Source organism: Rhodococcus sp. RD6.2, assembly GCF_001040705.1.
Taxonomy (GTDB): Bacteria; Actinomycetota; Actinomycetes; order Mycobacteriales; family Mycobacteriaceae; genus Rhodococcus_G.
Map to the genome: position 1 here is coordinate 302,263 of NZ_CVQP01000008.1, position 23,420 is coordinate 325,682.

Here is a 23,420-nt window from a genome sequence, read left to right on the forward strand (position 1 = left end):
ACCTGTATCGGTGCTGCTCTCCGAACTGGTTCCCGACCGCCCCGACGCGGACACCCTCTTCGACGCCTTCGCGGGCTGGGCGTCCGACCGTGGGCTGACGCTGTATCCGGCGCAGGAGGAGTCGCTGATCGAGATCGTGTCGGGCGCGAACGTCATCCTGTCGACACCGACGGGGTCGGGAAAATCGATGGTCGCCATCGGGGCCCACTTCGCCGCGCTCGCCGACGGCAGACGCACTTTCTACACCGCGCCGATCAAGGCACTGGTCAGCGAGAAGTTCTTCGCCCTCTGCGAGGTGTTCGGTGCCGAGAACGTGGGCATGATGACCGGCGACGCATCGGTGAACTCGTCGGCGCCGATCGTGTGCGCGACAGCGGAGATCGTCGCGAACCTGGCACTGCGTCAGGGCGCGGACTCGGACATCGGGCAGGTCGTGATGGACGAGTTCCACTACTACTCCGAACCGGATCGCGGCTGGGCGTGGCAGGTGCCGCTGATCGAGCTGCCGAACGCCCAGTTCCTGCTGATGTCGGCGACACTCGGAGACGTGTCGTTCTTCCGGGACGACCTCACTCGCCGCACCGGTCGGCCGACAACCGTCGTCGGCGGAACGGAACGGCCTGTGCCGCTGACCTTCTCGTATGCGAAGACACCGATCGGCGAGACGATCGAGGAACTGGTCACCACACATCAGGCGCCGGTGTACGTCGTGCACTTCACGCAGGCGGCTGCGTTGGAACGCGCGCAGGCGTTGACGAGCGTCAACATGTGCTCCAAGGAGGAGAAGGCCGCGATCGCCGATGCGATCGGCGCCTTCCGATTCACGACGGGCTTCGGCAAGACGCTGTCGCGACTGGTGCGGCACGGCATCGGAGTCCACCACGCGGGAATGCTCCCGAAGTACCGACGGCTCGTCGAACGGCTCGCGCAGGACGGCCTGCTCAAGGTCATCTGCGGCACCGACACGCTCGGCGTCGGCATCAACGTGCCCATCCGCACCGTCCTGATGACCGGTCTCACGAAGTACGACGGGACCCGGACCCGGCACCTGCGGGCCCGCGAGTTCCACCAGATCGCCGGCCGCGCGGGCCGCGCCGGCTACGACACGATGGGCACCGTCGTCGTGCAGGCGCCGGAGCACGACATCGAGAACCACCGCCTGGTACAGAAGGCGGGCGACGATCCGAAGAAACTCAAGAAGATCCAGCGCAAGAAGCCGCCGGAGGGGTTCGTCTCGTGGGGTGAGCCCACGTTCGAACGGCTGGTCGCCGCGGCGCCGGAGCAGCTCACGTCGCGGTTCCGGGTGTCGAACTCGATGCTGCTCAACGTGATTGCCCGACCCGGCAACTGCTTCACCGCGATGCGGCACCTGCTGGAGGACAACCACGAGTCACGGCCCCAGCAGCGCAAGCACATTCTCCGGTCGATCGCCCTGTACCGCGGGTTGTTGCAGGCGGGCATCGTCGAGCAGCTGGACGAGCCGGACGAGAACGGATCGTGGGCGCGGCTCACGATGGATCTGCAGCGCGACTTCGCCCTCAACCAGCCACTGTCACCGTTCGCGCTCGCCGCAATCGAGCTGCTCGACGAGGAGGCCGTCACGTACGCACTCGACGTCGTGTCGGTGATCGAGTCGACCCTCGACGATCCGCGGCAGATCCTGATGGCCCAGCAGCATGCCGCGCGCGGCGAGGCCGTGCAGCAGATGAAGGCCGACGGCATCGAGTACGAGGAGCGGATGGAACTCCTCGAGGAGGTCACGTGGCCCAAACCTCTGGGCGACGTGCTGTACCCGGCGTTCGAGACGTACCGAGGCGGGCACCCGTGGGTGTCGGAGTTCGCGTTGTCCCCGAAGTCGGTGGTGCGGGACATGATCGAGAAGACGATGACGTTCGCCGAGCTGGTCAGCCACTATGGCCTCGCCCGCTCGGAGGGCCTGGTGCTCCGCTACCTCGCCGACGCGTATCGCGCTCTGCGACAGACGGTTCCGGACTCTGCACGCACCGAGGAACTCGACGACCTCATCGAGTGGTTGGGTGAGCTGATCCGCCAGGTCGATTCCTCACTGCTCGACGAATGGGAGCAGCTGACCAACCCCGGCGTCGAATCCGACGACCAGCAGGTCGCGTTCGGCGCCGACATCCCGCGGCCGGTGTCCGCGAACGTCCGCGCGTTCACGGTCATGGTTCGCAACGCGATGTTCAAGCGGGTCGAGCTCGCGTCCCGGAAGCGCTGGGACATGCTCGCCGAGTTGGGTGACGGACTCGAAGCCGACGACTGGGCGGACCTGATGGAGCTGTACTTCGAGGAGTACGACGAGATCGGAACCGGCCCCGACGCCCGCGGCCCACAGCTGTTCACCGTGTCGCGGGAGCCGGAACTGTGGCGAGTGCGGCAGACCATCGCCGACCCCAATGGCGACCACGGCTGGGCGCTGGTCGGCGAGGTCAACCTCGCGGAGTCCGACGCGGCGGGCGAGGTCGTGTTCGACGAGTTCGAGGTGGTGGAGGGATGACCGCGACGTCCGTCTCCCGGGTCGCCGAACCTCCCCACCCCCCGAACCGCATACCGATCCTCGGGGATGTGCTCGGCATCGACACGGTCAAGCCGATGCAGAAGACGGCGCGGATGCTGGCGCAACTCGGTCCGATCTATCAGCGTCGCATCCTCGGCCTGCGTCTGACGTTCGTCGGCGGCGCGGGCCTCGCCGCGGAGGTGAACGACGACACGACATGGCAGAAGTCCGTGGCGCGTCCGCTGCAGATGCTGCGCCCCATCGTCGCCGACGGGTTGTTCACCGCCCGCAATGACGAACCGAACTGGGCGAAGGCGCATGCGATCCTCGCGCCCGCCTTCACCCAGGCGTCGATGCGGTCCTATCACGACACGATGCGCGACGTCGTCGACGAGATGTGCGCGGCGTGGGACGCGACCACCGGTGACCTCGACGTCGCGGCGGAAATGACCAAGCTGACGTTGGAGACGATCGGGCGCTGCGGTTTCGGCTACCGCTTCGACTCCTACAACCGCACCGAACTCGATCCGTTCATCCCGGCGATGAACAACGCCCTCGGATACGTCCAGAAGCAGGGTGTCCCCGTCCCCGGTCGCGCGCTGTACGACGCCGTCACGGGTCGCGCTCGCGCCCACCGGAACAACATCGAGCACATGTTCGGGGTCGTCGACGACGTCATCGCGGAACGGCAGGCCGATCCACACGACGCCCCGCGCGACCTGCTCGACCTGATGCTCACGACCCGCGACCCCGGGACGGGCGACATGCTCGACGCCGTCAACGTGCGCAACCAGATCTTGACGTTCCTCGTCGCCGGTCATGAAACCAGTTCGTCCGCATTGGCTTTCGCACTGCATCTCCTGGCGCACCACCCCGCCGAGGTGGAGAAGGCACGGGCCGAGGTCGACGTACTGTGGGCAGACTCGCCCACCGTGAGTTTCGAGCAGGTCGCGAAGCTGCGATCCGTGCGCCGCATCCTCGACGAGACCCTGCGATTGTGGCCGACGGCTCCGGGCTACTTCCGAGAAGCCAAGCACGACACCGTCCTCGGCGGCCGGTACCCCATCCGCGCCGGGCAGATGGTGATGGTGGTGCTGCAGAGCATCCACACCGATCCCGCGGTGTGGGGGGACGACGCCGACGAGTTCCGGCCGGACCGCTTCCTGCCGGACCGGGTGCGCGCCCGACCGGGGCACGCCTACAAGCCGTTCGGCACCGGAATCCGAGCGTGCATCGGACGCCAGTTCGCGTACCACGAGATGATTCTGGCACTGGCCACGATCCTGCACCGCTACGACGTCACCATCGACACCTCGATCCCGCTCGACGTGCGGGAACAGCTGACGCTCAAGCCCGAGGGCGTGCGCATGTCGGTGACGCGGCGCCGCGTGTAGTCCCGATCCGCAGTGGCGTCACACTCGGTGGCGCCACTGCGCGGTGTCGATGGGGTCACCGACTGTGCGCCGACTCCGAGGCGTCACCGCGGCCCGTAGCCCCCGTCGGGTCCGTAGCCCCCGTCAGGTCCGTAACCACCGCGCGGACCGTAGTCCCCACGCGGCCCGTAGTTGCCGCTCGGCCCGTAGTCACCGTCCGGTCCGTAATTGCCGCTCGGTCCGTAGTCACCGTCCGGTCCGTAGTCACCGTCCGGTCCGTACTGGCCGGTGGGTCCGTAGCCGCCGCTCGGGCCGCTTCCGTCCATCGGCGCCGACTCCGGCACCTGCGTTGTCGTCGGTGCCGCCGTGGCGCGCCACGTGGGCTGCGGAACCTGATCCATCGTCTGCTGCTGCACAGCGTTCGCCGGTGCGGCAGCTTCGGTGGTCGGCAGAAGCCCGGACAGTGCGCCCGCGATCACGAGGTCGGCGACGAAGTTTCCTCCGGACTGCTCTCCCTGAACCACTGCCGCGTCACCGATCTCGAGGTCCTCGAACTCGTCGCCCTGCAGCGTGACGATGCGGGTGGCGGCGGTGGTGCCGATCGTGACCTTGGTCCCGTCCTCCGCTTTCAGGACGAAGGTGTCTCCCGCGATGGTGTCGACGGTTCCCGACGCGGCGAGGAACATCCCGGGGCCTGGCGCCGGTGCCGCCGACGTGGTGGTGGGCGGCGCGACCGTCGTCGCTGCGACAGGGACGGTCGCAGGCTCACTGCTCGACCCGCTGGATCCCGCGAAGTAGCCGGCGGCGGCACCGAGCACCAGTGCGGCGACGGAGGCGCCCACCGCGACGATCTTTCCTCGGGCTCCCGACGACGCGGGCGCTTCCGGGGTCGGTTCGGGTTCGGGTTCCGGTTCCGGTTCCACGCGTGGGATCACAACGGTCGGATCGGAATTCATGTCGAACGGATGGGACACGGGTCGAGCCTCCTCATGACAGTGACAGCGCACAGACATGCCCGGATGCTCGCCCGGACATCGAAGTGCCCATCGCGACCGTCGCGATGGGCGTTACCCATTCAGTCCTGTGGGTGCATGATCGGCTTGGCTCGCCGCTGCTGACGGTTGGACGCCTCGCGCTTCGCGGCCTGCTGCTCACGAATCCGCTTCTCGTCCTTGCGGACCTCGACGAGGCTGGCCCGTTCCGCGACCAGCCAGTCGGGCTGGTCCGCGAGCAGGGCGTCGATCTGTTCGGTGGTGAGCGCGTCGGTGACACCGCCGCGAGCGAGTCCGGCGATGGACACGCCGAGCATATCCGCGACCACGTTCTTCGGGTGCGGTCCGTTGGCCCGCAGGTCCTGCAGCCACTGAGGCGGGTTGGTGCGCAGTTCGGCCAGTTCGTCTCGGGTGACGACACCGGCACGGAACTCGTCGGGCGTCGCATCGAGGTACACGTCCAGCTTCTTCGCCGCCGTCGCAGGCTTCATCGTCTGGGGTGTCTTCTGGGCACTCATGGGTCAAGGGTATCGACCGGTAACCTGACTGCATGACCGAGCCCGCACCCACGTCGTTCCGGCTCGCCTACGTACCCGGTGTCACCCCGGCGAAATGGGTGCGAATCTGGGGTGAGCGCATGCCTGACGTCCGGCTCGAACTGATCGCCGTGACCGCGGGCGATGCCGTCGACCTGCTGCGCGGCGGCGGCGCGGACGCGGGCCTGGTGCGACTGCCGATCGATCGTGACGGGCTCAGCGTCATCGCGCTGTACGAGGAGACACCCGTGGTGGTGGTCCCGAAGGATCACCTGCTCACCGCCGCCGACGAGATGGCCGCTGCGGACCTCGCAGACGAGATCGTTCTCCACCCCCACGACGACACCCTCGAATGGGCGTCGAGGCCGGGCACCGCCGCGCAGCACCGTCCCGACACGACCGCCGATGCGATCGAACTGGTCGCCGCGGGGGTAGGTGTGCTCGTGGTCCCGCAGTCTCTGGCGCGACTTCACCACCGCAAGGACCTCACCTACCGCACCGTCACCGACGCACCGGTCTCCCCCGTCGCGTTGGCCTGGCCCGCAGGCACGACCACGGATCTGGTGGAGGAGTTCGTCGGGATCGTCCGCGGACGCAGCGCGAACAGCACGCGGGGACGCGGCGGCGACGAACCCGCCCCGAAGCGCACCGCGTCCCAGAAGGCCGCCGCGAAGCGCGCCGCCCGCGAGGAGGCAGGCAAGATTCCGCCACAGCGCTCCGGCAAGGCCGGCAAGTCCGCCAAGGGCAGATCAGCCCCCAAACGCGGCCGGCGCTGAACGGACCGAAACGCCGAACGGGCGGTTGCCGGGGCGTCGGTCGAGTGACCGTCCCGACAACCACCCGTTCGTGAGTGGGTCGCGCGTCAGACCGAGATGATCATCGCGATGCCCTGGCCGCCGCCACCACACAGTGCTGCCGCACCGGTGCCGCCGCCCGCAGCCTTGAGCGAATGCGCGAGGGACAGGACGATGCGTGCACCGGACATCCCGACCGGGTGCCCGACGGCGATCGCGCCGCCGTGAATGTTCACCTTGTCGGCGTCGACGCCCAGCTGACGGATCGATGCGATCGCGACACCGGCGAATGCCTCGTTGATCTCGAGCAGGTCGAGGTCCGCGACGGTGGTCTCGCCGTCCCGCTTGAGGGCGGCCTCGATGGCGTTCGCGGGCTGGTGCAGCAGAGAGGTGTCCGGGCCTGCGACGAGTGCGTGCGCGCGGATCTCGGCGATCCACTCGATGCCGCGGGCCTCGGCGACGTCCTTGCGCATCACGACGACAGCGGCGGCACCGTCGGACAGCTGAGATGCCGCACCGGCGGTGATGGTGCCGTCCTTCGCGAACGCGGGACGCAGCTTGCCGAGCGACTCGGTGGTGGTCTCGCCGCGGATACCCTCGTCGGCGGCGACGGTGACGGTGCCCTTGCGGGACGCGATCTCGACCGGGGCGATCTCGGCGGCGAACGCACCCGACTCGGTCGCGGCGGCAGCGAGGCGGTGCGAGCGGGCCGCGAACTCGTCCTGCTGCTCGCGGGTGATGGCCTCGGATTCCGTCGCCTGATACCCCTCGGTCGACGCACCCATAGAGATGCCGTCGAACGCACAGGTCAGGGCGTCGCGGTCGAGTGCGTCCTCGAAGTTGGCGGAGCCGTACTTGAGGCCCGTACGGGCGCCACGCACCAGGTACGGCGCGTTGGTCATCGACTCCATGCCGCCCGCCACGACGACGTTGGCGGCACCGGTCGCGATCAGGCGATCGGCCTGCATGATCGCCTCGAGGCCCGACAGGCACAGGTTGTTGACGGTGGTGGCGGGCACGGTCATCGGCAGCCCCGCCGCGACCGCGGCCTGACGCGCCGGATTGGGGCCGACTCCGGCCTGGACGACGGTGCCCATCACGACGGCGTCGACGCCGTCGGTGCCGACACCCGCGCGCTCGATCGCTGCGGCGATGGCGCGGCCGCCGAGGTCCGCAGCCGTCAGGGACGCCAGCGCGCCCGACAGCTTGCCGATCGGGGTTCGGGCGCCTGCCACGATGACACTGGTGCTCACGACTGAGATCTCCTTCTGCTCCGGCACACCACCGCAGGCGTGCCCGACAACCATGGTCCCATCACCGCATCCCGGTCAGGAGTGCAGGTGGGCTCGCTCCGGGGCGATGGAGCGGATGACTTCGGCGAGACGGTCGTAGGCCTCGCCGCGTCCGCTCGACGCCCGGAACACGAGTCCGATGGTGCGTCCGGGGGCCGGTGCGGCGAATCGGGCGGTGGCCAGGTCACCTCGTGCGGTTTCCACCGCGACGGCGGATTCGGGAACGAGGGTGACACCGAGGCCACCGGACACGCATTGCACCACCGTCGACAGCGACGTGGCGCGGGTGTCACCGGCGACCGGGTGCGCACCGACGGAACGGCACAGGTCGAGTGTCTGGTCGCGGAGGCAGTGCCCCTCGTCGAGGAGCAGCAACGGCAGGTCGTCCAGCGCTGCGGGTGTCAGGTCAACGCGTCCCGCGAGTGGGTGGTCGCGCGGGAGCACCATGACGAACTCCTCCGTGTAGACGGGGATCTCGACGGTGCCCGAGGCGTCGGCAGGCAGCGCGAGCACGGCGACGTCGAGCGACCCACTGCGCAGTGCGGCAAGCAACCGCGCGGTCTGGTCCTCGACGACGTGCGGGAGGACCGCAGGCAGTTCGGCCTTGATCGCCGGGAGCAGCGACGGGAGCAGGTAGGGCGCGACGGTGGGGATCAGGCCGATCCGCAGAGGTCCGGCCAGTGCCTGCCCCACACCTGCGGCGGTGGTGACGAATCCGTCGGCCCCCTCGACGATCTGTTTCGCCTGCGCGAGGAGAACGGTTCCCGCAGCCGTGACGAGTACCCGTCGGGTGCTGCGTTCGATCAACTGCACACCGAGGCCGTTCTCGAGGGCGGCGAGCGCCTGCGACAAGGTGGGTTGACTGACCCCGAGACGCGTTGCGGCCGTTCCGAAGTGGCGATACTCGGCGACCGCGACGAATGCGCGCAGCTGCGCCAGCGTCGGTTGCCATCCCTGATCGGACATACCTATGAGTTTAGCGCCGTTCATTGGTGATCACTGTCAGCGATTCGCCGACCACCGCAACGCCCGAAAAGCGGCGTCACTGTCACCCGAACAACACCCGGAGAGCGGTATCGTTCGACAATGGGCATACAGGTAGACGTCGTCAGGGTGTTCACCGATCCCACAGGGCGCCACGGCAATCCGCTCGGGATCGTCGACGCGACACAGGTCGCGCCGCCAGACCGACAACGCATCGCCACGACACTCGGATACAGCGAAACCATTTTCGTCGACGTACCCGAAGCAGGCGCCACCACGGCGACGGCGCAGATATTCACTCCTGCAGCCGAACTCCCCTTCGCCGGACACCCCACCGTCGGAGTCGCCTGGTGGCTCACCGACCGCGGCCTCCCGGTCGACACCCTCGCCGTACCCGCAGGCGACGTCGCAACCCACACCACCGGCGACTACACCTGGGTGCGAGCCAAACCCGACTGGGCACCGGAGTTCACCCTCCACTGCGAACCCGACACCGCTGCAGTCGCCGCCGTCGCCGCAACCTCCTTCGAGACCGGCCACCACTACGTGTGGGCCTGGGCCGGGGAAGGCACCATCCGATCCCGCATGTTCGCACCCGAACTCGGCGTCCCCGAGGACGAGGCCACCGGCGCCGCCGCGATCCGCATCACCGACCACCTCCGCCGCGACCTGCACATCACCCAGGGACGCGGATCGAAGATCGTCACCCGCATCGTCGCCGACGGCTGGATCGAGATCGGCGGACAGGTCAGACGCGACCGCCCGGTGACCGTCTGACGACGACCACCGGGCAGTAGGCGAAAGGAAGACTCAGAACGCGAGCGCCTGACGACTCAATGGGCTCAGAACGCGAGCGCCTGACGACTCAATGGGCTCAGAACGCGAGCGTCTGACCCGGGAAGATGAGGTCGATGTTCTGGACCTGCGACGCGAGGACCGACAGGTCGACACCGTGGTCACGGGCGATCTGCGAGAGCGTGTCGCCGGCCTGGACGACGTAGCTCGACGCACCGAGGGTCTGAACCGGTGCCGACTCCGCAATCTGGGCCGCAACCTGCTGGACCGGGTCGGCAACGGGAGCCGGGGCCGGCGCGGGCTCGGCGACCGGCTCGGCGATGTCGGAGGCACCGGTCGTCAGGTACTGACCGCACACCGGCCACGCGCCGACACCCTGGCCCGCGAGGACGTTCTCGGCGACGCGGATCTGCTCGGCCTTGCTGGCGTTGTGTGCGGAGCCGTTGCCGCCGTACGCCTGCCAGGTGCTCTGGGAGAACTGCAGGCCACCGTAGTAGCCGTTGCCGGTGTTGATGGACCAGTTGCCGCCGCTCTCGCACTGCGCGACGCCATCCCAGTTGTGGGTGGCTGCGGAGGCGGTACCTGCGCTCAGGCCCATCGGGACGGCGGCGAGGGCAGCGGTGGCAGCAAAGGCGCCGAGGGCGCGCTTGGGGGTGAAGCTGGACATACGGGGAAATCCTCTCCTTGCCGCCGGCAGTCCGATCCGAGCGCGCGACGTGCGGCGCTCGAGGTCTTTCCGTCCCACTCCTGTCCCGGGGAATTGGTGGCGTCCGGCCCGCGGGACAGGATCAAGCGGTAGCGGGTCGGCGGTGGTCCGGTTGTCTCGGGCCGGTAACGACCGTAGGCGAAAGTCACGAATCGATCTCGCACCGCGTGTCCACGCCGAGCGCAACACAATTGCTGCTATAGAACGCCGTCGCGGCAGGGCACGATGGTGATTTACCGTTAAACCAACTGGCCGGTTCCGAATGGAAATGTGACGACCGACACCACCAATTGGTGACGGCGGTCACGCGCAGAAGGGGTTGGCGTCACCCGGAGTTGCCTATCGAGGCGAGCGACCCGCCGCCATGTCGTCATCGTCGAGCAGAACGGCGATCTCGTCGCCGAGACGCACCCCGTCGGTCAGGGGAAGGCGATCACCGCTCCAGAACTTGCCCGGGTCGTACCAGTTGGTCTTACGACGCCCGGTCAACAGACCCATCGCCTCGTACGTCTGCGCGACCACCTCCGCGCAGTAGGCGCTCTCGAGTCCCGCTGCCTTCTCCTCCTGCCGTCGACGCAGGGAGGGCAGGCGTCCCCCGAACCATCGCGACGCCAACTTCACCGTCGACGGGAATGGAGCACCGTTCAATCGCGCGATCGTGCGAAGCAACTCGTCCTCCTGGTCCCGAGTGACCGGGGACTCCAGTTGCCGCAACCAGCCTCGCTGGCCGTACTTCGCGCCCCACACCTGTACCGCGGCGCGCAGGTCGTGCAGTTGCACGCCACGCTGGTACTTTCCGGTCCACATGTCCTGGAGCGAGTGGCCGAGTTCCGCGTGCCACATCAGCGGAGGCATGTCGTCGAGAACGACAGACATGCCGACATGGTTGACCGGGCTGTTGGTCAGCGTCTGAATGGCGCGGTCGGCGCCCGAGTGCCCCCGAAAGATCCAGATGTCGCCTGTGCGGGTAGCGTCCACCGCCACGTCGAGGGTGACCTGGGATTCGTGCATGCGCCGACTCATGCCCCTAGGTTAGAGCGATGTCGGTCAACGCCAGGTCTCTGTGGAAGCTCGTCGGACTCGCGGGTGTCGTGGGGGTCGCCGCGACGGGCGCGCTGACGGTCCGCGCCGAGCGCAAACGTCAGGCATACACCCCGGACGAAGTGCGCGCGCAGCTGCACACTCGCTACGCGCAGGCCGCCGCAGATGCCGAGCAGCGACCGCGAGTCGACCTCGCACCGGTCCGCCGATCGTTGCGCGACCGACTCCGCAGGCGCTGACGCACTCGTGCGCGGGTTCGGTGGCTCCTGCCTCCGAACCCGCGCACGAACGGCGGAGCCGCTCTATCCCAGTGCCGCGCGGACGCCTGCCGCCATCTCTGCGACCTGCTCGTCGGTCATCACGAACGACGGCGAGAACTGCATGGCGCCGACTCCCGCGGCACGACCCGAGATGCCGTGTTCGCGAAGGGTCTTCACGAAGGGAAGCGCCTCTGCCGGGTCCGCGAGCTGCACGGCCGCGACAGCACCGAGACCGCTGCGCACCTCCTGCACCCGCGGGTGGTCCGCCAGCGGCGCCAGGTGCTCGTGCAGTGACCGCTCCAGGCGAGCGGACTCGGCGAGCAGGTTCTCCCGCTCGATGATCTCCAGGTTCGCCAATGCCGCCGCGGCGGCGCCCGCATGACCCCCGTAGGTGTAGCCGTGCCGCCACCACACGCCGCCCGCGAAGAACGGCTCGGCGACCCGCGGAGCGATGAACACCGCACCCATCGGGACGTATCCCGACGTCAGGCCCTTCGCCGTGGTGACCATGTCCGGCTGCAGGTCGAATCGGCTGGACGCGAACCACGATCCGCCGATACGACCGAAACCGGTGACGACCTCGTCCACGACGAACAGGATGTCGTGCTCGCGGCAGATCTCCCGCACCTCGGAGAGATAGCCCTCCGGCGGCAGGTAGATACCGCCCGCACCGATGATGGGTTCGGCGAAGAACGCCGCGATTGAGTCGGCGCCCTCCCGCTCGATCAGTTCCAGCAGGCTCTTCGCGTTGTCCCACTCCACCGTTCGGGCATCGGACATCAGCTCGCCGTAGCCCTCCCGGTTGACGGGAATACCCGCGAGGGCCGTTCCGCCGACGTGCATGCCGTGGTACGCCTTCTGCCTGCCGACGACGATCCGCTTGGCGGGCTTGCCGACCTCGTTCCAGTACCGCCGGGCGAGCTTCGCCGCGGTGTCGACCGAGTCGGAGCCGCCGGAAGTGAAGAAGATCTTGCTGCCGGGCACCGGCGCGATCTCCGCGAGCTTGTCCGCGAGCGCGACCGTCGTCTCCGGCGCGAAGTCACCGAAGTTCGAGAAGTGCGCCACCGTCGACAGCTGCTTCGCCACCGCGTCCGCGATCTCGGTGCGGCCGTGGCCGACATTCGTGAACCACAGTCCGGCGGTCGCATCGAGGTAACGCCTTCCGGCGTCGTCCCAGATGTACGCTCCCTCACCACGACTGACCACGAAGGCCCCGTCTCGCTGCACCGCGCCCATGTCGGCGAATCCGTGCCAGAGCGAATCGCTCATTCCTCGACCTCTCTCTCGACGCCGCCGAAGTGCGTCTCTACTTCCTTGCCATCACCGTATCGCCACCGCCCCGCCAGGCGCCCGGCAGCATTCACCGCCAGCGCCATCAGCACGAACGCCAGCAGCAACACGACGAGCCCGATCGCCATCTGGAGATAGCCGTTCGGCCGAGGGTCGATGAACGGATAGGGATAGAAGTCGGCGAACGGACCGCGAACGAGGGTGTAGATGCCGTACGCCAACGGGAACCACAGCCACGTGACGGACCTCCCGTCGCTGATCCGCATGCGCGGTGGACAGATCAGCCAGTCCAGCAGGATCACAAGCGGGATGTAGCGGTGCAGGGTGTCGTTGATCCACTTGTCGGTGAGCTGCACATCGACATCCGCCAGCAGGACCGCGTAGATGATCCCGGTGATCACCATGTACAGGGTCGTAGCGCCGCGAAAGAGCTGCCAGCGCTCGGACTGCGGGTCGGAGACGGCCCCGACCAGCAACACGACCAAGGCGAGCACGTTGCTCAGGATGGTGAAGTAGCTGAAGTAGTTCGCCACCGAGAACGACGGGGTGTCGAGGTTGCGCAGCGGAATCCAGGCCAGCGCGACGAAGCCGAGGACGGCGAACGCGAACCGCAGGATTCGAACGAGGGCGGGACTGTGGGGAGCCGTGCTCGCGGGCGTGTCGGTCACCGGGCGATCGTCGCACGCGGTGACGCCGACACCGTGGATTTGCCGACGCCCGCTACGCTGGTCGCAGCATGTCCACCACGCCTTCCGCCGCGCCGTCCGGCCCGAATCGACGCGAGCTCACGCGCCTCCTGCCCGAACTCACCCTGCGCGACGAGCACCGCCTGCGCCGCAAGCTCGACCGCGCCCGCTCACCGGAGGCCGTCGCCGCGCTCGGGCGGGAGATCGCCACGGCGCAGGCCCGGGTCGCGACGCGTCGAGCCGCCGTCCCCGCGACCACCTACCCCGAGGCGCTGCCGGTCAGTGCGCGCCGCGACGACATCGCCGCCGCGATCGCCGAGCACCAGGTGGTGATCGTCGCCGGCGAAACCGGATCGGGCAAGACCACCCAGATCCCGAAGATCTGCCTCGATCTGGGACGCGGAATCCGTGGGCTGATCGGGCACACACAGCCCCGACGCCTCGCGGCCCGTACGGTCGCGGAGCGGATCGCCGAGGAACTGGGAACCGAACTCGGCGACGCGGTCGGTTACACGGTGCGCTTCACCGACCAGGTGTCGGACGGCACCCTGGTCAAGCTGATGACGGACGGCATCCTGCTCGCCGAGATCCAGCGGGACCGACTGCTGCGCCGCTACGACACCCTGATCATCGACGAGGCGCACGAGCGCAGCCTCAACATCGACTTCATCCTCGGCTACCTCAAGCAGCTGCTCCCCCGGCGTCCCGATCTGAAGGTGATCATCACCTCCGCGACGATCGACCCCGAGCGGTTCGCCGAGCACTTCGCCGTCGACGGGGTGCCCGCACCGATCGTCGAGGTCTCGGGCCGCACCTTCCCGGTGGAGATGCGCTACCGCCCGCTCACCGTGCACGTCGGCGAGCAGACGATCGACCGCGACCCGGTGGACGCCGTCGGTGAGGCCGTCGAGGAACTGCTGACCGAGGGCGACGGCGACATCCTCGTGTTCCTCTCGGGCGAGCGGGAGATCCGGGACACCGCGGACGCCTTGCGCGAGCGCAAGATTCGCGGCCTCGACATTCTGCCGCTGTACGCACGACTGTCCGCTGCCGAGCAGCACCGCGTGTTCGAGCGGCACACCGGCCGCCGGGTCGTCCTGTCCACCAACGTCGCCGAGACGTCCCTGACCGTGCCCGGGATCCGGTACGTCGTCGATCCGGGTACCGCCCGTATCTCGCGGTACTCGGTGCGCACGAAGGTGCAGCGGCTTCCGATCGAGGAGATCTCGCAGGCCTCCGCCCGGCAGCGCGCCGGTCGATGCGGTCGTGTCGCCGACGGCATCTGCATCCGCCTGTACTCGGAGGAGGACTTCGACGCGCGTCCGGAGTTCACCGAACCGGAGATCCTGCGCACCAACCTGGCGTCGGTGGTGCTGCAGATGACCGCGCTCGGCCTCGGCGACATCGAGGCGTTCCCGTTCGTCGAGAAGCCCGACCCGCGGGCCGTACGCGACGGAATCGCCCTGCTCGAGGAACTCGGGGCGATCTCGCAGCCGAAGAAGGACGCGCCCGCCGAGCTCACACCGGTCGGCCGCGAACTCGCCCAGATCCCCGTCGACCCACGGATGGCGCGGATGCTCGCGCAGGCCAACGAGACGGGCTGCCTGCGCGAGATGCTGGTCATCGTCTCCGCCCTGTCGATCCAGGACGTGCGCGAACGCCCGGCCGAACACCAGCAGGCCGCGGACGAGAAGCATGCCCGCTTCGTCGTCCCCGGATCGGACTTCCTGGCGTACCAGAAGCTGTGGGAGTACCTGCGCACACAGCGGAAGGAGCTGTCCTCCAACCAGTTCCGCAAGATGTGCAAGGCCGAGTTCCTGCACTGGCTGCGCATCCGGGAATGGCAGGACCTGCACGGGCAGTTGTCCCAGATCACCCGATCGCTCGGCTGGTCCGTCGCCGACGCAGACGCATCGCCGGACTCCGTTCATCAGGCCCTGCTCGCGGGCCTACTGTCCCACATCGGGCTGCGGGAGGGTGACAAGAAGGACTTCCTCGGCGCCCGCGGCGCCCGCTTCGCCGTCTTCCCCGGGTCCTCCCTGTTCAAGAAGCCACCACGCTGGGTCATGGCCGCCGAACTCGTCGAGACGTCGCGACTGTGGGGTCGCATGGCTGCCGGAATCGAACCGGAATGGGCCGAGAAACTCGCACCCCACCTCGTCAAGCGCACCTACTCGGAACCGCACTGGTCGACCAAGCGGGCCTGCGCGATGGCATACGAACGAGTGACGCTGTACGGGATTCCCCTCGTCGCCAAACGCGCGGTCACCTACTCCGCGATCGACCCCGAAGCCTCCCGGGAACTGTTCCTCCGGCACGCGCTCGTCCAGGGCGAATGGCAGACCCAACACAAGTTCTTCCACGCCAACCGCGCCCTCCTCGACGACGTCGAGGAGATGGAGACCCGGGCCCGGCGCCGGGACATCCTCGTCGACGACGAAGCGCTGTACGAGTTCTACGACCAGCGCGTCGGCCCGGAAGCGGTGTCCGCGAGGCACTTCGACACGTGGTGGAAGCAGGCCAGACGCAGCAACCCGGACCTGCTCACGTTCACCGCGGCGAACGTTGTCAATCCCGAGGCGTCGTCGGTCCTCGGCGGCGACTACCCGAACACGTGGCGCCAGGGCGAGCTCTCGTTCCCCCTGACCTACCAGTTCGAACCGGGCACCGAGGAGGACGGCGTCACCGCGCGCATCCCGGTCGCGCTGCTCGCCCAGGTGCGGAACGTCGGTTTCGAGTGGCTCGTGCCGGGCATGCGGGAAGAGTTGGTCACGGCGCTGATCAAGAGCCTTCCGAAGACGTTGCGTCGCACCGTTGTTCCCGCTCCCGACTACGCGCGGGCGGCACTGTCCGTCGTCAAGCCCCGCACCGAACCGCTGACGGTGGCGATCGCCCGAGAGCTGACGCGGATGGCGGGCACCCCGTTCAACCCCGGCGACTTCGACTTGTCCGCCGTGCCCGATCACCTGCGGATGACGTTCGCCGCCGTCGATCCGGCGGGGAAGGTCCTCGGCCGCAACAAGAGCCTCGACGACCTGCGCGCCGGACAGGCCACCCGGGTCGCGGCAGCGGTGTCGAAGGCTACGGCGACAACGGAGCGGCCCGCGGCGACGGTGTGGACCTCCGAGACGCTGGGAACGGTTCCGGACACGGTGACACGCACCCTCGGCGGGCAGAAGGTCGTCGGATACCCGGCGCTGGTTCCCGAACGCGACGGTGTGGCGGTACGGGTGATGGCAACGGCCGCCGAGCAGCGACGGGCGATGCTCGAAGGTACCCGGGTCCTGCTCATGGCCGCGGTGCCGACACCGACGAAATCGGCGATCGGCGGACTCGGCGCCCGCGATCGGCTGGCGCTGAGCCAGAATCCGCACGGCAGCGTCGACGCGCTCATCGACGATTGCCGAACCTGCGCAGTGGACGCACTGATCAGCCGGCACGGCGGTCCGCCGCGCTCACCGGACGCCTTCGACGCCCTGCAGTCCGCGGTGCGCGGGGAACTCGCACGTGAGGTGGCGGTGCTCGTTCGGCTGGTTGTTCCGATCCTGTCTCGAACACAGCAGCTCCGCGTGCTTCTCGACGGCACCCGAGGTGACACGGACGACGACGTCCGCGAGCAACTCGACGCCCTCGTCTATCGCGGGTTCGTCGGCGACACCGGCGCCACCAGGCTCCGCGAGCTACCTCGCTACCTCGACGCGGCGATCGCGCGACTCCAGGCGCTGCCCGGGTCGGCGACCCGCGATCGCCAGAACCTCACGGTCCTGGACGGCGTTTTCGACGACTACGGGAAACTGCTTGCGCGCCTCGACCCGCGGCGGCACCACGACCACGACGTGGATGCGGTCCGGTGGATGATCGAAGAACTGCGGGTCGGACTGTTCGCTCAGTCGCTGGGGACGCCGTATCCGGTGTCTGCCAAGCGAATCAGCAAGGCGATGTCTGCCATCACCCGGTAGCAGTGCCGGGCTGACGATCTCGACGGGTGCCGGCTACGGGGTGTCTGCATCCGACCCGTCGGCCGGATCGCTGTCGACACGAGCTGATTCGGCGCGGTGCACCCGCAGATCCTTGATCTCCTGCTCGAAGTCCTCGGCAGAGGAGAACGAGCGGTAGACCGATGCGAAGCGCAGGTACGCAACCTCGTCGAGATCGCGGAGCGGACCGAGAATCGCCAATCCGATCTCGTTGCTCGGGATCTCGGCGGACCCGTTGGCGCGCACGTTCTCCTCGACTTTCTGCGCCAGCTGGTACAGGGCGTCGTCGGCGACGTCGCGGCCCTGGCACGCGCGTCGCACCCCACGCACCACCTTTTCTCGACTGAACGGCTCGGTGACGCCGCTGCGCTTGACGACCGACACCACGGCCGTCTCCACCGTGGTGAATCGGCGGCCGCACTCGGGGCACTGCCTTCTGCGCCGAATCGCCTGTCCCTCGTCCGCCTCACGCGAGTCGACGACGCGCGAGTCGGGGTGCCGACAGAACGGGCAGTGCATGGCGTGTCCTTCGCGTGAACCGTAGAGGCGGTCGTGAGTCCCCGGCACCCCGAGAGCGTCCTGACGCCCAGGTGCACCGAGCCCACACGCTCCACTGGATGTGGTGGGCCCAACAGGGTTCGACAATACCGTTGTGTCACGCATGTCCGCGCACGTCCCGGTCAGTCGGTCGCCGACACCGGCACGACGAGAGTCTGCCCCGGATGCACCGCGGATTCCGAGAGGGCGTTGAGGTCGACGATTCGATCCACGACCTGCCACGTGTCGACCCCGGGCGCGACCCGTGCCGCAACGTCCCCGAGGGACTCACCGCCGCGCACCTGAACGACGGCAGTCCGGTCCGGCACCGGGTCCGACGTCCGCCACTGCGCCAGACCCAGGAAACCTGCCATCACCAGTGCCGTGACGAGGGCGGTGATCACGACCGCCCCCCACCCGACGTCCTGCGTGTCGCTCCGATGCGGGGTTCGCGACGTCGCTGCGCGGGGCCGTTCGTATGACAGCGGCCTGCCACCGGGACGAACGTCCGCATCCTGTCGGCGCTCGATCCGACGGCGGGTGTCGACCACGCGACCGGATGCAGAGCCACGCGAAGGGCCGCCGCCTGTGGAGCCAGGGCCGCCGAAGATGTCCGTCGCAACGCTCATGAGAACCTCCACTGATGTCCGAACAGCGCCTGCGTTCGAATCGATGACGGTCGATCGGCGCTGGTACTCGAGTGCGGAATGTGCGCGAAACCGGTGTTCGATCACGCGTTCGAAAGAACGCATGTTCGATTTCTACCACGCCGTACCGACAAAATCGCCCCCTGACGGCAAAAATCTCGAACAGATGTTTGATAAGCCCGCTCGATGCGTCTAGATTCGTGTCAGAAGCCACACCACGCCCAGGTGTCCCATGGGACTCACCCGTACACACGCATCACACGCGGGTTGTGGGCACACAGGAATCGACACGACAGACCAGTACGGACGACGGACAAGCCCAGGAGGCTCCATGAAGGACGACAGCTCCAGCGAAGGCGCGCCTGCCGGCAGGCCCGCGACGGCGGGGCTAACGGATCGGCAGCGGCGCGTTCTGGAGGTGATCCGCGAGTCGGTCAGCGAGCGTGGCTATCCGCCCAGCATCCGCGAGATCGGTGATGCGGTCGGCCTCACGTCCACGTCGTCGGTTGCGCACCAGCTGCGCACACTCGAACGCAAGGGGTTCCTCCGTCGGGACCCGAATCGGCCACGCGCAGTCGACGTCCGAGGACTCGACGAGGTGGTCCCGGCCTCGGATTCCTCCACGACGGCCGGTGAGGGAGCCGAGTTGGAGTCGGTGAAGCCGGCGATGGTCCCCGTACTCGGACGCATCGCGGCAGGCGGCCCGATCCTCGCGGAGGAGGCGGTCGAGGACGTCTTCCCCCTTCCCCGCGAACTGGTCGGGCAGGGTTCGCTTTTCCTTCTGAAGGTGGTCGGCGAGTCGATGATCGATGCCGCCATCTGCGACGGCGACTGGGTCGTGGTGCGGCAGCAGTCCGTCGCCGAGAACGGCGACATCGTGGCCGCGATGATCGAGGGCGAGGCAACCGTGAAGACGTTCAAGCGCACGAAGGGTCAGGTGTGGCTGATGCCGCACAACGAGCTGTTCGAACCCATCCCGGGCAACGACGCACAGATCCTCGGCAAGGTCGTCACCGTGATGCGGAAGATCTGACGCGGTCCGCTCCAGGCGTGATACCCACTCGGGGCCGTGACGGATGATTCCGTCACGGCCCCGAGCGGCCCCTCACAGGTTCGGGTGATGCGATCGCGTCGTCAGAGATTCAGGCCCCGCCCGATGATCTCCTTCATGATCTCGCTGGTTCCGCCGTAGATCTTCTGCACACGAGAGTCCATGTACGCCTTCGCGATCGGGTACTCCCGCATGTAGCCGTAGCCGCCGTGCAGCTGGAGGCAACGGTCGATGAGTTCGACCTGCCGGTCGGTGGTCCAGTACTTGGCCATCGCGGCCTCCTGGACGGTGAGCTTGTTCTGATTCAGCAGCTCGATCGACTTGTCGACGAAGACACGCGCGATCTGCGTCTGCGTCGCCATGTCCGCTAGCTCGAAACGGGTGTTCTGGAAGCTGCCGATGGACTTGCCGAAGGCCTTGCGGTCGCGGACGTACTGGATGGTCATGTCGAGCGCCGATTCCATCGCGGCGGCGGCGACGACAGCGATCGACAGGCGTTCCTGCGGAAGGTTCTTCATCAGATAGATGAAGCCCATCCCCTCCTCACCGAGCAGATTCGTCGCGGGCACCCGGACGTCGGTGAAGCTGAGTTCGGCGGTGTCCTGGGCCTTCAAGCCGATCTTGTCGAGGTTGCGTCCACGTTCGAAGCCCTCCATGCCGCGCTCGACGACGAGCAGGGAGAAGCCCTGCGCGCCCTTGTCGGGGTCGGTCTGCGCAACGACGATCACGAGGTCGGCGTTGATTCCGTTGGTGATGAAGGTCTTGGAACCGTTGAGGATCCAGTGGTCGCCGTCGCGGACTGCGCGGGTCTTGATGCCCTGCAGATCCGATCCGGTGCCGGGCTCGGTCATCGCGATCGCGGTGATGATCTCGCCGGAACAGAATCCGGGCAGCCAGCGCTGCTTCTGCTCCTCGGTCGCGAGATCCATCAGGTACGGGGCGACGACGTCGTTGTGGAGCATGAAGCCGATGCCGCTGAAGCCGCGGCGGGTGGTCTCCTCGGTGACGATCGCGTTGTACCGGAAGTCCAGCACGCCGCCGCCGCCGTACTCCTCGGGCACAGCCATGCCGAGGAAGCCCTGGTCGCCGGCCTTCTTCCAGACCTCACGGTCGACGATGTTCTGCTCTTCCCACAGGTCGTGGTTCGGCGCGACCTCCTGGTCGAGGAACTTGCGGTAGGACTCACGGAAGAGTTCGTGCTCGGGCTCGAAGAGAGTGCGTTCCATACGCTCAGGCTAGGTCGCCGTCGAGCGACCGGTCGATGACCCGAACGAGCACAAAGTGTGACCGGCGAGACAGTCGACGCCCGGACCACGCCGAAACCGTGGCCACACGCAACGGCCTGACCGAGCCGACGGTTCGGTCAGGCCATGGACACCTAGGCGCACTCGAAGCCGTGATAGTTCGCGATCGCGACGCCGTCGCCGATCTGCTTGTAGATGCCGACACCCCCGACGAACGGAAGGAACACCCGCCGCTTGCCCGGGACGTTCGCCCCCATGTACCAGGACGCGGCCTCGGGAAACAGCGTCAGGTCGGCCGTGTCGTTGGTGGCGTTCACCCAGTCGTCCTCGGCTTCAGGGTCCGGTTCCATCCGCGTGAGCCCCTGGCTGCGGAGGTGCTCGAGCGCGTTGCTGATCCACTCGACGTGGTACTCGATGGAGGTCAACATGTTCGACAACACCGACGGGCTCTGCGGGCCGGTGACGGTGAACAGGTTGGGAAATCCTGCCGACATCAGACCGAGGTAGGTGCGCGGACCGTCCGCCCACTTGTCCCGCAGCGTCCGTTCGCCGCTACGGATGTCGATGGCATCGAGTGCGCCCGTCATTGCATCGAATCCGGTGGCGAGGACGATCACGTCCACCTCGTGTTCGGTGTCGCCCGCGACGATTCCGCGCTCGGTGATGCGGCGCAGCGGCTCCTCGGTGAGGTCGACGAGCGTGACGTTGTCCTGGTTGTAGACCTCGTAGTAACCCGTGTCGACGCACATCCGCTTGGCACCGATCGGGTACGACCGCGGCGTCAGCTTCTCCGCGACCGTCGGATCGGTGACCTTGTCCCGGATACGGGCGCGGACGTACTCGGCGGCGAGATCGTTGGCCTCCGGGTCGAGGAGCAGGTCGTAGAAGGCCTGCTGGTAGCACAGTCCACCTCCCTCCCACCTGCGGCCGAGTTCCGCGTTGGCCGCATCCGTGTCGAGATCCGGGAAGAACGGCGGGTACGCCAGACCCTCGCCGCATTGCGCGCCGCCCCGCGTCAGCCTGCTCACCTCCCGGAACTCCGGGTACCGTTCCTTCACCGCCGCGAGTTCGTCCGCGATCGGCCGGTTCTGGGCCGGTACGGCGTACGGGGGCGTGCGCTGGAACACGGTGAGGTGCCCGACCGTCGGCGCGATCGCGGTGATCGTCTGCAGCCCGGACGAACCGGTGCCGACGACGGCGACCCGCTTACCGGCGAGGTCGGCCCCCTCCAGCGGCCACTCCCACGTCCGGAGGACCTCGCCTGCGAAGTTCTCGAGTCCCTCGAAATGCGGTGCGGTCGGGACGGACAGGCAACCGGTTGCCGCGATCACGAACCGCGCACTCGTGCGGGTGCCGTCGTCGGTGGTCACGGCCCACTCGTCGGCGGATTCGTCGAACTCCATCGCCACGACCCGGGTGTCGAAGTCGATGTCTCGACGCAGGTCGTACCGGTCGGCGACGTGGCGAATGTAGGTGAGGATCTCGGGCTGGGCTGCGTAGCGCTCGGTCCAGTTCCATTCTCGCTGCAGCTCGGGGTCGAACGAGTAGGAGTACTCGATCGATTCGATGTCGCAACGCGCGCCCGGGTAGCGGTTCCAGTACCAGGTGCCGCCGACCTCGGGACCGGCCTCGACGACGCGCGCAGTGAACCCGAGCTCGCGCATCTTGTACAGCTGGTAGAGACCGGCGAACCCCGCGCCGATGATCAGGACGTCGTGATCGGCCATCTGTCACACCACCTTTCCGCTTTCGCCGAGGAACTTGCCGATGTGGTCGGCGACGAGCGCGACTCCTGTCGCGGCGCCGGGCAGGATGTTCACCATCTGGAAGTAGGCATGCATCTGTCCGAACGCGTCCTCCAGCGCGACCGGGACGCCCGCCGCCGCAAGCGCATTCGCATAGGCCACACCCTCGTCATGGAGTGGATCGCATTCCGCCACGTACACCAGGGCCGGGGGCAGCCCGGCAAGGTTGTCGGCGCGTAGTGGAGAGGCGTCGGGCGAGGTTCGCGCCTGTTCGTTCGGCAAGTAGTGGCCCCAGAACCAGGCCATGGTTTCGCGGGTCAGGAGCAACTGGTTCTCCGGCGCGAGGTACGACGGGCGGCCGAGGTCGCAGTCCGTCACCGGGTACACCAGCACCTGGTAGTCGATGTGCGGACCGCCGCGGTCGCGCGCCCACTGCGTCATCACGGCCGCGATGTTGCCGCCTGCACTGTCGCCGGCGACGATCAACGGCACGCCGTCCGGTGCAAACTCACCGGAATGTTCTGCTGCCCAGTTCAATCCGATCCAGCTGTCCTCGATCGCGGTGGGGAACGGATGCTCGGGTGCCTTGCGGTAGTTCACCAGGACGACCGTCGATCGGGTGAGGTTCGCCAACTGTCGCCCGAGGTGGTCGTACTGAAGGTCGATGTCTCCGATCACCCATCCGCCGCCGTGGAAGTACACGATCACCGACCGGGATTCGCCTTCCGGAACGAGGACGCGGACCCGGAACCGTCCGCCGTCCCCGCCGAGTCGGAGATTCCGCACCGACGCGACCTCGGGGCCCCGGCCACTCATACCGGCGAAGATCGGACCGCTCATCCGCGCGAGCGCGGGTGTTCCCTCGTGTATGGGTGGATCACGCGTTTCGGCGAGCAGAGCGAGAAAGGCTTGGGACACGGGCTCGAGCGCCATGAATTCTCCTCCGGTTGGCGCC

General features: G+C 67.8%; 20 protein-coding genes. 7 read left to right on the top strand and 13 right to left on the bottom strand.

Annotated elements, in window-relative coordinates; translation table 11 throughout:
• The first annotated feature begins 10 nt into the window (after window positions 1-10).
• Both RHCRD62_RS18160 and RHCRD62_RS18165 read left to right on the top strand, forming a co-directional pair.
• Window positions 11-2,515: a DEAD/DEAH box helicase gene (locus RHCRD62_RS18160; protein WP_050066125.1), complete on the top strand. Its 2,505-nt coding sequence runs from the start codon at window positions 11-13 to the stop codon at window positions 2,513-2,515.
• Window positions 2,512-3,909, top strand: coding sequence for a cytochrome P450 (locus RHCRD62_RS18165; protein WP_050066126.1), 1,398 nt, complete (start codon window positions 2,512-2,514; stop codon window positions 3,907-3,909). The genes RHCRD62_RS18160 and RHCRD62_RS18165 overlap by 4 nt, the downstream gene beginning before the upstream one ends.
• Window positions 3,910-3,992: 83 nt before the next feature.
• On the opposite strand, the gene RHCRD62_RS18170 is transcribed toward RHCRD62_RS18165, so the two are convergent.
• Window positions 3,993-4,862, bottom strand: a complete 870-nt coding sequence (locus tag RHCRD62_RS18170) for a hypothetical protein (RefSeq protein WP_050066127.1) — start codon at window positions 4,860-4,862, stop codon at window positions 3,993-3,995.
• 101 nt (window positions 4,863-4,963) lie between these two features.
• Complete coding sequence (locus RHCRD62_RS18175) at window positions 4,964-5,398, bottom strand: DUF5997 family protein (protein WP_050066128.1); 435 nt, start codon at window positions 5,396-5,398, stop codon at window positions 4,964-4,966.
• Window positions 5,399-5,430: 32 nt separating this feature from the next.
• Between RHCRD62_RS18175 and RHCRD62_RS18180 the strand changes: the two genes are divergently transcribed.
• Window positions 5,431-6,192 (top strand): LysR substrate-binding domain-containing protein, encoded by a 762-nt coding sequence (locus RHCRD62_RS18180; RefSeq protein ID WP_050066129.1) that lies wholly within the window; start codon window positions 5,431-5,433, stop codon window positions 6,190-6,192.
• Window positions 6,193-6,278: 86 nt separating this feature from the next.
• On the opposite strand, the gene RHCRD62_RS18185 is transcribed toward RHCRD62_RS18180, so the two are convergent.
• Both RHCRD62_RS18185 and RHCRD62_RS18190 read right to left on the bottom strand, forming a co-directional pair.
• Window positions 6,279-7,463 (bottom strand): acetyl-CoA C-acyltransferase, encoded by a 1,185-nt coding sequence (locus RHCRD62_RS18185; RefSeq protein WP_172671092.1) that lies wholly within the window; start codon window positions 7,461-7,463, stop codon window positions 6,279-6,281.
• 75 nt (window positions 7,464-7,538) lie between these two features.
• Complete coding sequence (locus tag RHCRD62_RS18190) at window positions 7,539-8,468, bottom strand: LysR substrate-binding domain-containing protein (RefSeq protein ID WP_050066131.1); 930 nt, start codon at window positions 8,466-8,468, stop codon at window positions 7,539-7,541.
• Window positions 8,469-8,588: 120 nt separating this feature from the next.
• Here RHCRD62_RS18190 and RHCRD62_RS18195 point away from each other — a divergent pair, with 120 nt between their 5' ends.
• A complete protein-coding gene (locus tag RHCRD62_RS18195) occupies window positions 8,589-9,263 on the top strand; it encodes a PhzF family phenazine biosynthesis protein (protein WP_050066132.1) in 675 nt (224 codons plus the stop codon).
• A gap of 97 nt (window positions 9,264-9,360) precedes the next feature.
• On the opposite strand, the gene RHCRD62_RS18200 is transcribed toward RHCRD62_RS18195, so the two are convergent.
• Window positions 9,361-9,948, bottom strand: coding sequence for a LysM peptidoglycan-binding domain-containing protein (locus RHCRD62_RS18200; protein WP_050066133.1), 588 nt, complete (start codon window positions 9,946-9,948; stop codon window positions 9,361-9,363).
• Window positions 9,949-10,326: 378 nt separating this feature from the next.
• Window positions 10,327-11,010: a hypothetical protein gene (locus RHCRD62_RS18205; RefSeq protein ID WP_050066134.1), complete on the bottom strand. Its 684-nt coding sequence runs from the start codon at window positions 11,008-11,010 to the stop codon at window positions 10,327-10,329.
• A gap of 17 nt (window positions 11,011-11,027) precedes the next feature.
• Here RHCRD62_RS18205 and RHCRD62_RS18210 point away from each other — a divergent pair, with 17 nt between their 5' ends.
• Entirely contained in the window at window positions 11,028-11,267 is a 240-nt protein-coding gene (locus tag RHCRD62_RS18210) for a hypothetical protein (protein ID WP_050066135.1), read from the top strand.
• Between the two features lie 63 nt (window positions 11,268-11,330).
• Here RHCRD62_RS18210 and RHCRD62_RS18215 read toward each other — a convergent pair whose 3' ends face one another.
• Together RHCRD62_RS18215 and RHCRD62_RS18220 are read right to left on the bottom strand one after the other, a co-directional pair.
• Window positions 11,331-12,557: an aminotransferase family protein gene (locus tag RHCRD62_RS18215; protein WP_050066136.1), complete on the bottom strand. Its 1,227-nt coding sequence runs from the start codon at window positions 12,555-12,557 to the stop codon at window positions 11,331-11,333.
• Window positions 12,554-13,246 carry a Pr6Pr family membrane protein gene (locus tag RHCRD62_RS18220; protein WP_050066137.1) on the bottom strand — a complete coding sequence of 231 codons (693 nt, stop codon included), beginning with the start codon at window positions 13,244-13,246 and terminating at the stop codon, window positions 12,554-12,556. Before RHCRD62_RS18220 ends, RHCRD62_RS18215 begins: the two co-directional genes overlap by 4 nt.
• 68 nt (window positions 13,247-13,314) lie before the next feature.
• Between RHCRD62_RS18220 and hrpA the strand changes: the two genes are divergently transcribed.
• Window positions 13,315-17,223: an ATP-dependent RNA helicase HrpA gene (gene hrpA / locus RHCRD62_RS18225; protein WP_050066138.1), complete on the top strand. Its 3,909-nt coding sequence runs from the start codon at window positions 13,315-13,317 to the stop codon at window positions 17,221-17,223.
• Between the two features lie 33 nt (window positions 17,224-17,256).
• On the opposite strand, the gene nrdR is transcribed toward hrpA, so the two are convergent.
• Entirely contained in the window at window positions 17,257-17,760 is a 504-nt protein-coding gene (gene nrdR / locus RHCRD62_RS18230; protein ID WP_050066139.1) for a transcriptional regulator NrdR, read from the bottom strand.
• A 161-nt stretch (window positions 17,761-17,921) separates the two neighbouring features.
• Window positions 17,922-18,407, bottom strand: coding sequence for a LysM peptidoglycan-binding domain-containing protein (locus RHCRD62_RS18235; RefSeq protein ID WP_157050975.1), 486 nt, complete (start codon window positions 18,405-18,407; stop codon window positions 17,922-17,924).
• 349 nt (window positions 18,408-18,756) lie between these two features.
• On the opposite strand from RHCRD62_RS18235, the gene lexA reads away from it, so the two are divergent.
• Window positions 18,757-19,458 (top strand): transcriptional repressor LexA, encoded by a 702-nt coding sequence (gene lexA, locus RHCRD62_RS18240; RefSeq protein WP_050066141.1) that lies wholly within the window; start codon window positions 18,757-18,759, stop codon window positions 19,456-19,458.
• A 101-nt stretch (window positions 19,459-19,559) separates the two neighbouring features.
• Here lexA and RHCRD62_RS18245 read toward each other — a convergent pair whose 3' ends face one another.
• The 3 genes from RHCRD62_RS18245 to RHCRD62_RS18255 all read right to left on the bottom strand — a co-directional run bounded on the left by RHCRD62_RS18245 (window position 19,560) and on the right by RHCRD62_RS18255 (window position 23,398).
• Window positions 19,560-20,702: an acyl-CoA dehydrogenase family protein gene (locus tag RHCRD62_RS18245; RefSeq protein ID WP_050066142.1), complete on the bottom strand. Its 1,143-nt coding sequence runs from the start codon at window positions 20,700-20,702 to the stop codon at window positions 19,560-19,562.
• A 152-nt stretch (window positions 20,703-20,854) separates the two neighbouring features.
• Window positions 20,855-22,447, bottom strand: coding sequence for a flavin-containing monooxygenase (locus tag RHCRD62_RS18250; protein ID WP_050066143.1), 1,593 nt, complete (start codon window positions 22,445-22,447; stop codon window positions 20,855-20,857).
• Window positions 22,448-22,450: 3 nt separating this feature from the next.
• Entirely contained in the window at window positions 22,451-23,398 is a 948-nt protein-coding gene (locus tag RHCRD62_RS18255; RefSeq protein ID WP_050066144.1) for an alpha/beta hydrolase, read from the bottom strand.
• Between the last annotated feature and the right edge of the window lie 22 nt (window positions 23,399-23,420).

Bases quoted from the DNA above. Each gene is read 5' to 3' on its own strand.
- RHCRD62_RS18200 (WP_050066133.1), bottom strand. From the start codon at position 9,948: ATGTCCAGCTTCACCCCCAAGCGCGCCCTCGGCGCCTTTGCTGCCACC.
- RHCRD62_RS18235 (WP_157050975.1), bottom strand. From the start codon at position 18,407: ATGAGCGTTGCGACGGACATCTTCGGCGGCCCTGGCTCCACAGGCGGC.
- RHCRD62_RS18165 (WP_050066126.1), top strand. From the start codon at position 2,512: ATGACCGCGACGTCCGTCTCCCGGGTCGCCGAACCTCCCCACCCCCCG.
- RHCRD62_RS18250 (WP_050066143.1), bottom strand. From the start codon at position 22,447: ATGGCCGATCACGACGTCCTGATCATCGGCGCGGGGTTCGCCGGTCTC.
- RHCRD62_RS18215 (WP_050066136.1), bottom strand. From the start codon at position 12,557: ATGAGCGATTCGCTCTGGCACGGATTCGCCGACATGGGCGCGGTGCAG.
- RHCRD62_RS18180 (WP_050066129.1), top strand. From the start codon at position 5,431: ATGACCGAGCCCGCACCCACGTCGTTCCGGCTCGCCTACGTACCCGGT.
- RHCRD62_RS18175 (WP_050066128.1), bottom strand. From the start codon at position 5,398: ATGAGTGCCCAGAAGACACCCCAGACGATGAAGCCTGCGACGGCGGCG.
- lexA (WP_050066141.1), top strand. From the start codon at position 18,757: ATGAAGGACGACAGCTCCAGCGAAGGCGCGCCTGCCGGCAGGCCCGCG.
- hrpA (WP_050066138.1), top strand. From the start codon at position 13,315: ATGTCCACCACGCCTTCCGCCGCGCCGTCCGGCCCGAATCGACGCGAG.
- RHCRD62_RS18205 (WP_050066134.1), bottom strand. From the start codon at position 11,010: ATGAGTCGGCGCATGCACGAATCCCAGGTCACCCTCGACGTGGCGGTG.
- RHCRD62_RS18195 (WP_050066132.1), top strand. From the start codon at position 8,589: ATGGGCATACAGGTAGACGTCGTCAGGGTGTTCACCGATCCCACAGGG.
- RHCRD62_RS18245 (WP_050066142.1), bottom strand. From the start codon at position 20,702: ATGGAACGCACTCTCTTCGAGCCCGAGCACGAACTCTTCCGTGAGTCC.
- RHCRD62_RS18255 (WP_050066144.1), bottom strand. From the start codon at position 23,398: ATGGCGCTCGAGCCCGTGTCCCAAGCCTTTCTCGCTCTGCTCGCCGAA.
- RHCRD62_RS18210 (WP_050066135.1), top strand. From the start codon at position 11,028: ATGTCGGTCAACGCCAGGTCTCTGTGGAAGCTCGTCGGACTCGCGGGT.
- nrdR (WP_050066139.1), bottom strand. From the start codon at position 17,760: ATGCACTGCCCGTTCTGTCGGCACCCCGACTCGCGCGTCGTCGACTCG.
- RHCRD62_RS18190 (WP_050066131.1), bottom strand. From the start codon at position 8,468: ATGTCCGATCAGGGATGGCAACCGACGCTGGCGCAGCTGCGCGCATTC.